Origin of the sequence: Flavobacterium aquatile LMG 4008 = ATCC 11947 (genome assembly GCF_000757385.1) — a bacterium.
GTDB lineage: Bacteria > Bacteroidota > Bacteroidia > Flavobacteriales > Flavobacteriaceae > Flavobacterium > Flavobacterium aquatile.
Genome location: NZ_JRHH01000002.1, coordinates 343,834 through 357,262, shown reverse-complemented (window position 1 = coordinate 357,262; position 13,429 = coordinate 343,834). Strand labels below are relative to the sequence as shown.

Genomic DNA, 13,429 nt, shown 5'->3' with positions numbered 1-13,429 from the left:
CATGAAAAAGAAATTCACCTTAGAAATAAAAAATCCTTGCGAAGAAAAAATTAGCAATATGAAAACCAATGCTAATGGATTTTTCTGTGATTCATGTGCTAAAAACGTAATTGATTTAAGCCGAAAAACCAATTCGGAAGTAGCTAAATTCTTGTCAGAAACTAAAGATCAAAATAACATTTGTGCACGATTGAAAACTTCGCAATTGGAAGAAGAATTTGAAATCAATACCCTTTCAAAAATTTCTAATTTCAAATATGCAGCAATTGCAGCAACCGTTTTATTAACAACAAATGCAGTTGGCCAAGAAAAACAGCCAGCAAAAACAGAAATTAATTGCCCAAAACCAAATCCACAACAAAATATTCTTGGAAAAGTAGCCTATAATTCGACGGTAGAAAAAGTAATTTCAATAACCGTAAAAGGAAAATTATTAGATCAAAAAACCAATAAGCCTTTAAATAGCAAAACCTATCCTAATTTGATTCTTACAATAAATGGTTCGCAAAGTACCATAAAAATAAATCCGAAAACTGGTGAATTTTCAATTCCAATTTTAGTTTCAGAAGGAAGCAAAAACTTGATGATAAGCGTTAACAGCGACGATTATTATTTGTCAAAAATGATACCTTTCAATATGAAATCGGTAAAGAAAAATGTGCTTTTACAAGATATTCGCATTGACATCTCAGAATTATCTAAAATGCATATTGCTGGCGGTTTAGGTGTGAATTATATTGATAGTAAAAAATCAAACTCGTAACAAATCATGAAAAAACTAATTCTAGTAACTTTTTTAGTTTCGGCAATTTCATTTGCGCAAAAACCCATTTTTACCACAGCTAAAGTAAAATCCGCAACGGTTTATTTTAATGCTGCCGAATTACAACAAACAACCTCTGTCAATTTACCAATTGGAACAAGTGAAATTGTGATAAAAAATGTTGCCAATTCATTAAATGAAAATACAATTCAAATTGGTGTACCAAATACTGTAACCGTTTTATCAGCACAATTTTCTGATGATTACATGTCGGAATATGAAATTGACGAAACCAACCCAGCAATTAAAAAAGTACGCGATAGTATTTCATACTTAAATAAAGAATCTCAAAAAATTCAAAATCAAATTGCTACCGAAAATAAAACGATTGCTATACTTGATAGAAATCAAATTGTTGCAGGTTCAAATACTGGATTGAATGTTGCAGAATTATCCAAATTAATGGATTATTACAAAGAAAAAAATAACGAAATCTTAGCCAATATTGTAGCTTTAAACGAAAAGAATTACAAAATAATTTTACAGGTACAAAACCTCAACAAAAAATTACAACTAAATACGCAAAAAGAGGAAAAAGCATCCGATGGAAAGCTTGTACTTCAGGTGATGAATGAAGTTGCAGGAAATATAAATTTTGAAATCAATTACATTACAAACACCGCATCTTGGACACCATTTTACGATTTAAGAGCCGAAAGTGTGAAAGAACCAATCGATATGATGTACAAAGCGCAAGCTGTTCAAAACTCTGGTATCGACTGGAAAAAAGTTAAACTAACTTTGTCTAGCGGAAATCCAAATCAGAACAATCAAGCACCAATTTTAGGCGCATGGTTTTTACGATATGGCGAACAGTATGGTTACTTCAATAATGCAGATAAAAAGATGAACTCGATACAAAGTGCAAAAGCTAAAGAAGATGATGATGTATCTTTAGACGAAGTAGTTGTAGTTTCAAGTGGAATTTCCAGACATACTTCCATAAACGAAAACCAACTCAACGTTTCCTTCGATATTGATATTCCATATGATATTTTGTCTAATGGAAAAGTACATTCTGTTGCGTTGAAAGAATTAAAATTACCAGCAACTTACAAATATTATGCTGCGCCAAGAGTTGATAAAGAAGCGTTTTTATTGGCAGAAATTAAAGACTATTCTAAATACAATTTGTTGCCAGGCGAGGCGAATATTATTTTTGAAGGAATGTATGTTGGAAAAACAACTATAAATCCAAATCAAACAACTGATACTTTAAATTTAAGTATGGGAAGAGACAAAAAAATCAATATTAAACGTGAAAAAGTGGTTGATAAAAGCGGAACTAAATTTTTATCGGCATACAAAGAACAAACTTTTACTTATGATTTAACGGTTAGAAATAACAAGAAAGAAGAGATTCAAATGTTGCTAAAAGATCAATATCCATTGAGTACAGACAAAGAAATTTCTATAGAATTACTTGATGATGGAAATGCCAAAGTAAACAAAGAAACCGGAATATTAACTTGGGATTTAAAGCTTTCGCCAAATGAAACTAAGAAAATTAGAATAAGTTACAAAGTTCGCTATCCGAAAGACAAAATAATCGATAATTTATAACATAACTAACTCAAGCAGAGAAAAAGCGTAAAGAAAGTAAAACATCTTTGCGCTTTTTTGTTTAAAAACTATAACATGTTATTAATGAATAAGTTTGAAAAAAAATTATTAAATTTACAACAACTAAACTACTATGCTATGAAAAAAATATTACTATTAGGAACGTTCTTATATTCATTTATAGGATTTTCGCAGACCATCGCATTGCAATCTTTCGCAACAGGTTTTGATAGTCCAGTTGAAATTACTCATGCTGGCGATTCTAGATTATTTGTAGTACAACAAGGCGGATTAATTCGTATTGTATCTTCTACAGGAGTTGTAAACCCAACACCATTCTTAAATTTATCTACGTTAACAAATGGTGGTGGCGAGCAAGGATTATTGGGCTTAGCTTTTCATCCAAATTATGCAACCAATGGATTTTTCTTCGTGAATTACACCAATACTTCTGGAGATACTGTTATTGCAAGATATTCTGTAAGTGCAAATCCAAATGTTGCCAACACGACAGGAACAATATTAATGACTATCGATCAACCCTATTCTAATCACAATGGCGGAAGTATAAAATTTGGCCCTGACGGATATTTATATATTGCTTTGGGCGATGGCGGAAGCGGCGGTGACCCGCAAGGTTATGCCCAAAATATGACCGTAAATGCTTCGTTCCCATCGAGAGTTTTTCTTGGGAAAATGCTTCGAATTGATGTAAACTCAACTGTCGCTCCTTTTTACACCATTCCACCAACAAATCCTTTTGTAGGTCAAGCTGGGAAAGAACAAATTTGGGCAATTGGTTTACGAAATCCTTGGAAATTTTCATTCAACAGATTAAATGGCGATTTATGGATTGCCGATGTTGGTCAAGGTGCTATCGAAGAAGTTGATAAAGTAGTTAGCCCGTTACCAAATACCGGAATTAATTTTGGGTGGAGATGCTACGAAGGAAATTCTACCTACGATTTATCTGGTTGCGCTCCAGCAAATACAATGACATTTCCTTTTGCACAATATGCCCGTTCTGGCGGAGCTTGTTCTGTTACTGGTGGCTATTTTTACACTGGGACAACTTATCCTAATTTTCAAAATAAATATTTTTTTTCCGATTATTGCGATAGCAAAATTAGAACTGTAAATGCTGCTGGTGTAATTACTACAACAACCTCTTTTAGCGGTAATATCGCTACTTTCGGAGAAGATATTAATGGTGAATTGTATGTGGCTGGAATTTCATCTGGAACTATTTCTAAAGTTATTGACTCCTCATTATCAATTTCAGATTTTGAAAAAAATGGTTTTTCGGTATATCCAAATCCTGCAAAAGAATCATTTACAATTAAAAGTTCGACTGAAATTTTAGCATCAAAAATTGATTTGTTTGATTTAACCGGAAAGCTACTTTTGACAAAAAAATTAGAAAATAATCCAGAAAACACTATTTCAACTTCATCACTTTTTAAAGGAATTTATTTAATTTCTCTTGAAGCTACAAACGGAACAAACTATACTACTAAATTGATTATTGAATAAATAAAAATGAATAAACCTTTTATAGTAACAACAATTACTACTAATGATAGTGGAATTTCTGTTTTTGACGAAATCGAATTTGATGTAAATCAACGTGGCGGTATGTTTTTAACCGATCAAATTGCTTCAAAAAATTTTAGAATTAGAAAAAGTAATCTTGGTTATGAAACCGATTTTCATTTATCTGGCGATGCCACTTTTATCGTAATTTTAAAAGGAACTCTCAAAATAGAATTGCAAAACGGCGATTACAAACTATTTTCAACAGGAGAATATTTTATAGCAAAAGATAATTTACCCGAAAATATTCTTTTCGAGAGTAAAATTCACGGACACAAAGCAAGCGTAATTGGCGACGAATCGCTTGAAGCAATTCATATTAAGCTGTAAATTAGACTTTTGTCATTTCGACGAAGGAGAAATCGCACAAAGTAAATTTCTAATGTGATTTGTACTGACAATTTAAAAACTGAACACTGATTACTGATTACTGAGCACTAAACTAAGGTGCTGGATTAGGAATCAATTCTTGAATTTTTTCTATTTCAGATAAAATTTCATTTGATAAAACTACATCAAACGCATCGATGTTTTCTTTTAATTGCTCTAATGATGTTGCACCAATAATTGTTGACATTACAAGACTTTGTTGATTTACAAATGCTAATGCCATTTGCGAAATTGTCAAGCCATTTCCTTCGGCTAACTCGTTATACAATTTTGTAGCTTTAGTCGCATTTTCGCCAATATATCTAGTAAATTGAGGGAATTTTGCCATTCGGTATTCTGGATTTATTCCTTTTAAATATTTACCTGAAAGCACTCCAAAACCTAGCGGAGAATACGCCATCAATCCTACATTTTCTCGCATACAAAGTTCTGAAAGTCCAACTTCATAAAGACGATTCAACAACGAATACGGATTTTGAATTGTTGCAATTCTTGGTAAATTATGCTTTTCACTTTCTTGCAGAAAACGCATTACACCATACGGATTTTCGTTAGAAACACCAATATGTTTTATTTTCCCTTCCTTAATCAAACCATCATAAACCGATAAAACTTCGAAAAAATTATCTTGCCATTTGGTATCTAATTCGGTAATTCCGCGTTTACCAAACATGTTCATCACGCGTTCTGGCCAATGCATTTGATATAAATCAATATAATCAGTCTGAAGATTTTTCAAACTCAATTCAACTGCATCATGAATATTTTTTTTAGAAAAATCCAACGGTTGACGAATGTATTCTAAACCGCGATTTGGCCCTGCGATTTTGGTAGCAACAACCAACTTTTCGCGTTCAGAATAACCGATTTTTTGTAACCAAGTTCCAATATGACGTTCGGTGCTTCCAACGATTTGAGCATTTCCGCCAATTGGATACATCTCGGCAGTATCAATAAAATTGATTCCTCTTTCTACGGCATAATCCAATTGAGAATGCGCTTCGGCTTCAGAATTTTGATTACCAAAAGTCATTGTTCCTAAGCAAATTGTACTAATTTTTATGTCGGTATTTGGAAGTAAAGTGTATTTCATCATAAGAATTTGAAAGTGCAAAGATACAAAGTAAGGTTACGTTTTAAAAAGAAAAAAGTTCAAAGAAATATCTCTGAACTTTTAAACTTAATAAGCTTTTAAACCATTTTTATAGTTCGTTCAACATTTTAGAAATCTCATCTAATTTTGGTGTCAAAATAATTTCGATTCTTCTGTTTTTTGCTTTTCCTTCTGCAGTGTCGTTGCTCATTAATGGCGCAAATTCACCACGTCCAGCAGCAGTTAAGTTTTCTTTATTGATGGCTTTGTTTTCTGAAAGAATGTTTACAATTGCTGTGGCTCTTTTTGTAGATAAATCCCAATTGTTTTCAATTCCGCCACCAATAGCGCCAAGAATTTTATCATTATCAGTATGACCTTCAATCAATACAGAAATTTCTGGATTGTCGGCAAGTACTTTTCCAACTGCTACAACTGCGGTTTTTCCTTCTGCGCCAACAGCCCAACTACCAGTTCCAAAAAGTAATTTATTTTCCATAGAAACATATACTTTTCCGTTGCGTTGTTCTACCGTTAAGCCTTTTCCTTCGAATGCTTTTAACGATTTTGAAAGTGTTTCTTTCAGTTTATTCATACTTGCTTCTTTCGCAGCAATGTAAGATTCTAGTTCATTTAATCGTTTAGAACTTGCTTCTAAATCGGCTTTCAATTTGTTTAAACGTTCTTGCTCTGCAGCCAATGATTTTTCTTTTGCTTCTAACTTTGCAAGTAATTCTCTATTTTTATCAATATTAGATGAAAGTGCAGCATTGCTGTCTTTTTCTAAAGCATTATAAGAAGCTTGAAGCGTTTTTAGGTTTTTATCTGCTGCTGTAAAATCGGCAAGAAGTTTATCGCGTTCTGCTTTTATTTTGTCATAATCCGATTGTAACTTGGATTTATCAGCTTCCAATTGGTTTTTGGATTTTGTTAATTCTTCGTTGTTATCGGCTAAAGATCTATTTTCTTTTTTTAAATCGGCGAATTTAGTTTCTAAATCATTGTATATCTTTTTAGAAACACAAGATGTTGATAGTGCTAAAACTAATAATCCTAAGGAAATTCTTTTAATCATTTTATTTGTATTTATTGAATCGAATCAAATTTAAAGTATCAAATTGGTTTTTGGTCTGTTGATTTTATTTGTTATTGACATTGTTATTGACAATTATACTGTTGCGAGTTGGTTTTTTTTATTTGCAACTTTAAGTTTATTAAATCTTACAAGTTTTTAGCCGTGATGGAAGTGGAAATCCTTTTTTATCGAAAATTGTGGTTTTTGTTATTGAAGAAAAGCGACCAACGGAAGCTCTTTTTTTAATTAGAAAAACCCAATTTTTGTAAAAAAGATTGAAGCGAACAGCGCGATTAGCTTCTAATCAATCTCAATCACAATTGGGCAATGGTCTGAATGTTTGGCTTCGGGTAAAATTACGGCGCGCGTCATTCGGTGTTTGATATTTTCGGAAATTAAATTGTAATCGATTCTCCAACCTTTGTTATTTCCTCTTGCTCCAGCGCGATAACTCCACCATGAATAGTTGTGTGGTTCTTTGTTAAAATGACGAAAACTATCTACAAATCCGGATTTCATGAAGCCATCAAGCCATTTTCTTTCTGAAGGCAAAAAGCCCGAAACGGTTGCATTTCTTATTGGATCATGAATATCAATTGCTTCGTGACAGATGTTGTAATCGCCACAAATAATTAAATTGGGAATGTCATTTTTTAAGTGATTGATGTAGTTTTGAAACTCATCCATATATTGAAATTTGAAATCCAAGCGGTCAATATTGGTTCCAGATGGCAAGTACAAACTCATTATGGAAACGTCTTCGAAATCGGCACGAAGATTTCTTCCTTCAAAATCCATGTGCTGAATTCCGGTTCCGAAAACTACATTTTTGGGTTCGGTTTTAGACAAAATTGCTACACCAGAATAACCTTTTTTCTCGGCCGAAAAATAATATTGATAAGGATAACCTGCTTTAGTAATTTCTTCGGTCGGAATTTGATCTTGTGTTGCTTTTATTTCTTGAAGGCAAATTACATCGGGATTGGCTTGCTGTAACCAGTCTAGAAAACCTTTGTTAATTGCTGCTCTAATTCCGTTTACGTTATAGGATATGATTCTCATGGTAGCGTTTTATAGTTTTTTCAAAAGTAATTAAAAACGGCAAAAATTGAAGATTTTATTCAGAATTATAATAGTTTTTTAACCATTTTCGTAATTCTTACTTTTTTAAAATTTCGTTTGAAAGAATTACTATCTTTGTTTTTGCTCAATAAACAAAAAAACTGAATGGGTTTAGTCACTGCTAAAGAAGTTGCAAAAGCAATACATGCTGATAAATATGGAGTTTTTGGCACTTTCGCTGGTTGGATGCTGATGAAAGTCCTAAAAATTTCTACGCTTAATAAGATTTACGACAGAAACAAACACCTTAGTGATTTAGAGTTTCTAAATGCTATTTTGGATGAGTTTCAAATAAAATTTGAAATCCCTGAAGAAGATTTTAAACGTTTACCAAAAGACGGCGCTTATATCACAATTTCCAATCATCCGCTTGGTGGAATTGACGGTATTTTATTATTAAAATTGATGTTGGAAAAAGAACCTAATTTCAAGATTATCGCCAATTTCTTATTGCATAGAATTGAGCCGATGAAGAAATACATCATGCCGGTAAATCCGTTTGAAAATCACAAAGATGCAAAATCTAGTGTGATTGGAATAAAAGAAACATTACGTCATTTAAGTGACGGAAAACCTCTTGGAATGTTTCCTGCTGGAGAAGTTTCAACCTACAAAGACGGCAAATTGGTTGTTGATAAAGCTTGGGAAGAAGGTGCAATTAAAGTAATTAGAAAAGCGCAAGTTCCTGTTGTTCCAATATATTTTCATGCAAAAAATAGTCGCTTGTTTTATTTGCTTTCTAAAATTGGAGACACATTAAGAACTGCCAAATTACCATCAGAATTATTGACTCAAAAAGATCGTGTGATTAAAGTTCGTGTTGGAAAACCAATTTCGGTTGCCGAACAAAATGAACATAAAACCATCGAGGAATACTCAGAATTTTTAAGAAAAAAAACCTATATGTTAGCCAATTCTTTTAACGAAGAAAGCAAACTGTTGACAGTTCCAAATTTAAAAATTCCGAAAAGCCCGAAGAAAATTGTAACGCCAGCCAATCAAGACAAGATGGTTGAAGAAGTTGCAAAATTACGTGAAACCGATAGTAGATTATTGCAAAGTAAAAACTACGAAGTGTTTTTTACAAAGCCAAACATGATTCCTAATATACTTCATGAAATTGGTCGTTTAAGAGAAATTACTTTTAGAGAAGTTGGCGAAGGGACAAATGAGTCTATTGATTTGGACAAGTATGACAATTATTATTATCATATGTTTTTATGGGATGACGAAACCAAACAAATTGCTGGAGCATATAGAATGGGATTGGGTTCGGAGATTTTTCCCAAATATGGAATGGCAGGTTTTTACCTGAATGATTTATTCCGTTTTGAAAGTGAATTGCATGAAATGATGCAAAATTCCATAGAAATGGGACGCGCTTTCATCATCAAAGAATACCAACAAAAACCGATGCCTTTGTTCCTGCTGTGGCGCGGAATTATTCATACCACTTTGCGTTATCCGGAGCATAAATTTTTACTTGGTGGCGTAAGTATCAGTAATCAATTTACCGATTTTTCTAAGTCGTTGATGATTGAGTTCATGAAATCTAATTATTACGATCCGTATATTGCTCAATATGTTCATCCTAAAAAGGAATTTAAAGTAAAATTAAAAGATGCTGATAAAGATTTTATCTTCGATGAAGCAGAAGCCGATTTGAATAAATTTGATAAAATCATTGATGAATTAGAACCAGGTAGTTTACGACTTCCGGTGCTTATCAAAAAATATATAAAACAAAATGCGCGTTTGGTTGCCTTCAACGTTGATCCTTTATTCAACAACGCCATTGACGGATTGATGTACATTAGAATTGCAGATATTCCAGAAAGCACAATGAAACCCGTAATGGAAGAATTTCAAGCAGAATTAGAGAGAAAGTTGAACGAGAAACAGGAGTAATGTTCAGTGTTCAAAATTATAAAAAAAGCTAAACTTTTCAGTTTAGCTTTTTTATTTATTCTTTATTATTTCTAATCAAAACCTTATAATCTCCCCATTCTTTCTGGGTTAGGGTTTGTGTTTTTTTGTATTTCTTTCCTTTTAGATAATCTAAAATATATTTGGCTCTTGCTTCAGAATCTGGATGTGTTGATATCCATTCTAATGCATTTGGCATGTCGTGGGCTTGTGATAATTCATACATAAAATCGGCCATGGGTTCTGGATTGATATCGGCTTCCAGTAGATATTTTACACTTTCCATATCGGCTTCTTTTTCTAATGTTCTGTCGTAGGCTGTAGATGATAAAGTGTTTAAAATTTCTTTCAAAATCTCGCCACCTTTTCCTCCTGTTGCAGCAGAAAGAATTACTGACAATCCAATTTCCTTGGATAGTTTTTTCATCACGTGATTGTTTTGGATATGAGCAATTTCGTGGCCTAAAACACCTTGAAGCGCTTCTTGCTTTTTACAGTCTTCAATCAATCCAGTGTAAACTACTAAGTGATTATTTGGTAAAGCAAACGCATTTACTTCGTCTTTATCGATAATATGAACTTTCAATGAATCACGTTCGATATTATTGGCTTCACAAATAGGAAGAATTAATTTATCCAATGTTTTTACAATAGAATCATTTAGAATTACATCTTCGGTTTCCTGAATTTGATTCCAAATTAAGTCACCAATATTATTCTCTGCCGAAGCTGTTCTTTCTTTAATTTCAAATAGTGAAACAAAGTCAATTCTTGACAATCCAAAGAACATTCCGAAGAATAAAACTAGGATAATTAATCCTTGAACTAACGCTTTATTTATCATTTGGCTTACAAATTAAATTAGTTAAACTTCCAAAAAACCATTGTTGTACGTGAATTCCTTTTCGAGTTTGAACCGCACTATAAATTGTAGAAATAAATTCTAATAAGTTGAAAAAAATAATGGTAAACAAGTAAGCAAAATAATAGTTAGTTGGTTTTTTTCCGTCAAATAGTATTGAAATCGTCCACCAAAATCCGAAACTATTCATGCATAACAATGCCATCTGTGAAAAAAGTGCCTGTAGACAATGCCACCTTACAAAGTAAGTTCCTTTTCTGTTGGCTAAGTAAAAGAAAAAAGTGGCCAACAAGTTGACTATTGGCAGTGGCAAACCAGCAACTAAAGCAACCAAAGACATCAAATAACTGTTGGATGCTTTTTCAGATTCGTGTTCTGACGGTTTGTAGGGAAAAGTAGTGTCGTATATCATAATCCTTTATATAGGTTCCAAATCCAATTAAGAATAACTAATAAAATTAATGGCATAGCAATCCATTTGTTTCTGATGATTTTTTCTGTTTTTATATACCAAAAATAGAAGGTTTCTTTTTTAGTAATTGTATCAAATAAAATCCAGATTGGAGCAATTACCATAAGTAAGGCAACAATTATTCCGAAAGGATTCATTAAAAATGATGCAACAATATCTCCCTGAAGAAAAAGTTGCACCGCGCGAGTTGTACCACAAGAAGGACAAGCATAACCTGTCACATTTTTAATCACACAAAACGTTACATGAGCACTTTCGGAAAACTTTATTTTGTAAAAAAGGTAAGCAAATCCAACTATTGAAGCAATTATCAATATGGAATATAACTTGTTTTTTTTCATTAATTAGTATAATGCATTTTGGAATATTTCCATGTTTTTCTCACGAGCAGTACCTGCAATGGAAAACCAATCAATAATCATCCAAATATATAAACCTCCACAAGTTAGTAACTTTGCAATTCCCAATCCTGTATCACCTATATAAAAACGATCAATTCCAATTGGACCACCAAGGAAAGACAACATTTGAGCAGTCTCTGGATTTTTGAATTGCATCGTTTGAACAATTGGCCATTTTGAATCGTCAAGTGTTAATAATTTTTCTCTGATTGCATTTAAATGATGACTTTCAAAATATTTATTGTTTATCAACATAAACATGTCCACTTTACTTGATTCCATAATTTTATTTTATTGGTTAGTTTTAAGTTTACTAAAATATAAAAAAATATTTAGTAGTCATATTTTTATTACAAAAGTTAGTCGTAAAATTATTTTTTGTAATAATTTATAATTTTATCTACAATGGTTTGTGCTAATTTTTGATGACTTTCAAATGTCCATCCAGCGATGTGTGGCGTTAGCAAAACATTTTCGGAATCTAGTAAATACTGGAATGCCGCAGGTTTTTCTGTATCGATAAAAAGATTTTCGAAAGATAATTTTTCATATTCTAACACGTCTAAACCAGCACCGAGAATTTTTCCTGATTGTAATGCTTTCACCAAATCAGCTGTAACTACGTTGTTTCCTCGCGATGTGTTGATGAACCAAAAAGGTTTTGTGAACGAATTGATGAATTCAGTATTCACCATTTTATCGGTTTGTGGCGTCCATGGAAGGTGCAAACTTAAAACATCGGCTTGCATTTGAAGTTCTTGAAGTGAAACTTGTGTAGCATTTTCATCGGATACATTTTCTAGAATATCGTGGCAAAGTACTTTTACGTCAAATCCGCGGAGTTTTTTGGCAAATGATTTTCCCATGTTTCCATAGCCAATTATTCCGATGGTTTTGCCTTCTAGTTCGTAACCGCGATTGCCTTCTCGAATCCATTTTCCGTCGCGAACTAATTTGTCGGCACGGTTTAATTTATTCATTAAGGATAATAACATTCCGAGTGCATGTTCGCCAACAGCATTGCTATTTCCTTCTGGTGCAGCAATTAAATGAACTCCTTTTTCTACTGCATAATCACAGTCGATACTTTCTAAACCTGCTCCAACTCTGGCGATAAATTGTAAATTGGTTGCTTTATCGAGAAAAGTTTTATCGATTTTGAAACGAGAACGAATTACAATTCCGTTATAGTTTTGGATTTTAGCTTCGACTTCTTCTTTGGTTGATGCGAAATCTTCTTCGTTAGTGAAACCTGCTTGTTCAAGTTGGTTCCATAATAACGGATGATTGCTGTCTATGTGTAGGATTTTTATGTTTTTATTATTCATAACGATTTAAAAGCATAAAAATACTTATTTTTGATTTATTACAACTAGATGTAGAACATGAAAAAAATTATCTTCCTTTATCTTTTAACTTCGAGTATATTATTTGCTCAAAAAAAGTACCATTTTGATTATGCCTTCGGAGTAAAGCAAAGTTATAAAATAAATAAAATAGATGAAATAAGCTTTAACTCTATTTTTTTGGTAAATTCAAAAAATAATAGTTATCATCTTTACGCACAGGATGGTAAAGATTCTTTAAACTTTTCTATGCATTTTATAGATCACAATGGAGTAAGTTTCAATTCACAAATGTCTAAGGTCAATTTTTATAAAGCAGAAACAATTTCAAATAGCTGTAATGAAGTATTCCGATATTTAAATCCATATAGACGTAATATAAATCAAGAAAAAAGTAAACAATATAATTTTATTAATTATTCTGACACCATAATTAATGACACATCCTACTACCATTACGCTTTAAAAAGTAACCGAAAACTAAAATATCAAAAAAGAAAAAAAATTGTTACAATACATTATATTGTAGAAAAATCTGATTCTAATTTTCTTCCGTTTGCTAATTTTTCATCAATTTACGAAATTTGGAAAATTTCAAAAACAATTCCCAATGGCAATCCTAAAATTATATATTACACTGATTTTAAAGGAGAAGAAACTGGAAAAATGGAAATAACCAAAATTAAGGTAGATAAATACGCAACAATTCCTGAAGAATGTGATTACTCAAATCCAAAAATTTGGGATGGTAAATAATTTTTTA

Annotated in this window: 14 protein-coding genes; 6 read left to right on the top strand and 8 right to left on the bottom strand. The window is 32.2% G+C overall.

Translation table 11 applies throughout. The annotated features are described in order from the left end of the window. Position 1 precedes the first annotated feature (1 nt). The 4 genes from LG45_RS04575 (at position 2) to LG45_RS04560 (ending at position 4,309) form a co-directional block, all read left to right on the top strand. On the top strand, positions 2–763 hold the full coding sequence (locus LG45_RS04575) for a hypothetical protein (RefSeq protein WP_035124852.1): 762 nt from the start codon (positions 2–4) through the stop codon (positions 761–763). 6 nt (positions 764–769) lie between these two features. Further along, on the top strand, positions 770–2,386 hold the full coding sequence (locus LG45_RS04570) for a DUF4139 domain-containing protein (protein WP_035124850.1): 1,617 nt from the start codon (positions 770–772) through the stop codon (positions 2,384–2,386). A 138-nt stretch (positions 2,387–2,524) separates the two neighbouring features. Next, positions 2,525–3,919 carry a PQQ-dependent sugar dehydrogenase gene (locus LG45_RS04565; protein WP_035125383.1) on the top strand — a complete coding sequence of 465 codons (1,395 nt, stop codon included), beginning with the start codon at positions 2,525–2,527 and terminating at the stop codon, positions 3,917–3,919. Positions 3,920–3,925: 6 nt separating this feature from the next. Then, positions 3,926–4,309 carry a hypothetical protein gene (locus LG45_RS04560; RefSeq protein ID WP_052087485.1) on the top strand — a complete coding sequence of 128 codons (384 nt, stop codon included), beginning with the start codon at positions 3,926–3,928 and terminating at the stop codon, positions 4,307–4,309. A 112-nt stretch (positions 4,310–4,421) separates the two neighbouring features. Here the strand turns inward: LG45_RS04560 and LG45_RS04555 are convergent, their stop codons facing one another. The 3 genes from LG45_RS04555 to LG45_RS04545 form a co-directional block, all read right to left on the bottom strand. Then, positions 4,422–5,462: an aldo/keto reductase gene (locus LG45_RS04555; RefSeq protein WP_035124848.1), complete on the bottom strand. Its 1,041-nt coding sequence runs from the start codon at positions 5,460–5,462 to the stop codon at positions 4,422–4,424. A 109-nt stretch (positions 5,463–5,571) separates the two neighbouring features. Further along, positions 5,572–6,537: an OmpA family protein gene (locus LG45_RS04550; RefSeq protein WP_035124847.1), complete on the bottom strand. Its 966-nt coding sequence runs from the start codon at positions 6,535–6,537 to the stop codon at positions 5,572–5,574. A 300-nt stretch (positions 6,538–6,837) separates the two neighbouring features. Next, positions 6,838–7,599 carry an exodeoxyribonuclease III gene (locus LG45_RS04545; protein WP_035124845.1) on the bottom strand — a complete coding sequence of 254 codons (762 nt, stop codon included), beginning with the start codon at positions 7,597–7,599 and terminating at the stop codon, positions 6,838–6,840. Between the two features lie 165 nt (positions 7,600–7,764). On the opposite strand from LG45_RS04545, the gene LG45_RS04540 reads away from it, so the two are divergent. Then, positions 7,765–9,567: a GNAT family N-acyltransferase gene (locus LG45_RS04540; RefSeq protein WP_035124843.1), complete on the top strand. Its 1,803-nt coding sequence runs from the start codon at positions 7,765–7,767 to the stop codon at positions 9,565–9,567. 55 nt (positions 9,568–9,622) lie between these two features. On the opposite strand, the gene LG45_RS04535 is transcribed toward LG45_RS04540, so the two are convergent. The 5 genes from LG45_RS04535 to LG45_RS04515 all read right to left on the bottom strand — a co-directional run bounded on the left by LG45_RS04535 (position 9,623) and on the right by LG45_RS04515 (position 12,648). Then, a complete protein-coding gene (locus LG45_RS04535) occupies positions 9,623–10,429 on the bottom strand; it encodes a M48 family metallopeptidase (protein ID WP_035124841.1) in 807 nt (268 codons plus the stop codon). Continuing rightward, positions 10,419–10,859: a magnetosome magnetite crystal formation protein family gene (locus LG45_RS04530; protein ID WP_035124840.1), complete on the bottom strand. Its 441-nt coding sequence runs from the start codon at positions 10,857–10,859 to the stop codon at positions 10,419–10,421. Before LG45_RS04530 ends, LG45_RS04535 begins: the two co-directional genes overlap by 11 nt. Further along, complete coding sequence (locus LG45_RS04525) at positions 10,856–11,260, bottom strand: DUF2752 domain-containing protein (protein WP_035124839.1); 405 nt, start codon at positions 11,258–11,260, stop codon at positions 10,856–10,858. The genes LG45_RS04530 and LG45_RS04525 overlap by 4 nt, the downstream gene beginning before the upstream one ends. 3 nt (positions 11,261–11,263) lie before the next feature. After that, positions 11,264–11,602 carry a TM2 domain-containing protein gene (locus tag LG45_RS04520; RefSeq protein ID WP_035124838.1) on the bottom strand — a complete coding sequence of 113 codons (339 nt, stop codon included), beginning with the start codon at positions 11,600–11,602 and terminating at the stop codon, positions 11,264–11,266. A gap of 89 nt (positions 11,603–11,691) precedes the next feature. Continuing rightward, a complete protein-coding gene (locus tag LG45_RS04515; RefSeq protein WP_035124837.1) occupies positions 11,692–12,648 on the bottom strand; it encodes a 2-hydroxyacid dehydrogenase in 957 nt (318 codons plus the stop codon). A 57-nt stretch (positions 12,649–12,705) separates the two neighbouring features. Here LG45_RS04515 and LG45_RS04510 point away from each other — a divergent pair, with 57 nt between their 5' ends. Then, on the top strand, positions 12,706–13,422 hold the full coding sequence (locus tag LG45_RS04510; RefSeq protein ID WP_035124835.1) for a hypothetical protein: 717 nt from the start codon (positions 12,706–12,708) through the stop codon (positions 13,420–13,422). Positions 13,423–13,429 lie beyond the last annotated feature (7 nt).

Bases quoted from the DNA above. Each gene is read 5' to 3' on its own strand.
- LG45_RS04575 (WP_035124852.1), top strand. From the start codon at position 2: ATGAAAAAGAAATTCACCTTAGAAATAAAAAATCCTTGCGAAGAAAAA.
- LG45_RS04570 (WP_035124850.1), top strand. From the start codon at position 770: ATGAAAAAACTAATTCTAGTAACTTTTTTAGTTTCGGCAATTTCATTT.
- LG45_RS04565 (WP_035125383.1), top strand. From the start codon at position 2,525: ATGAAAAAAATATTACTATTAGGAACGTTCTTATATTCATTTATAGGA.
- LG45_RS04560 (WP_052087485.1), top strand. From the start codon at position 3,926: ATGAATAAACCTTTTATAGTAACAACAATTACTACTAATGATAGTGGA.
- LG45_RS04555 (WP_035124848.1), bottom strand. From the start codon at position 5,462: ATGAAATACACTTTACTTCCAAATACCGACATAAAAATTAGTACAATT.
- LG45_RS04550 (WP_035124847.1), bottom strand. From the start codon at position 6,537: ATGATTAAAAGAATTTCCTTAGGATTATTAGTTTTAGCACTATCAACA.
- LG45_RS04545 (WP_035124845.1), bottom strand. From the start codon at position 7,599: ATGAGAATCATATCCTATAACGTAAACGGAATTAGAGCAGCAATTAAC.
- LG45_RS04540 (WP_035124843.1), top strand. From the start codon at position 7,765: ATGGGTTTAGTCACTGCTAAAGAAGTTGCAAAAGCAATACATGCTGAT.
- LG45_RS04535 (WP_035124841.1), bottom strand. From the start codon at position 10,429: ATGATAAATAAAGCGTTAGTTCAAGGATTAATTATCCTAGTTTTATTC.
- LG45_RS04530 (WP_035124840.1), bottom strand. From the start codon at position 10,859: ATGATATACGACACTACTTTTCCCTACAAACCGTCAGAACACGAATCT.
- LG45_RS04525 (WP_035124839.1), bottom strand. From the start codon at position 11,260: ATGAAAAAAAACAAGTTATATTCCATATTGATAATTGCTTCAATAGTT.
- LG45_RS04520 (WP_035124838.1), bottom strand. From the start codon at position 11,602: ATGGAATCAAGTAAAGTGGACATGTTTATGTTGATAAACAATAAATAT.
- LG45_RS04515 (WP_035124837.1), bottom strand. From the start codon at position 12,648: ATGAATAATAAAAACATAAAAATCCTACACATAGACAGCAATCATCCG.
- LG45_RS04510 (WP_035124835.1), top strand. From the start codon at position 12,706: ATGAAAAAAATTATCTTCCTTTATCTTTTAACTTCGAGTATATTATTT.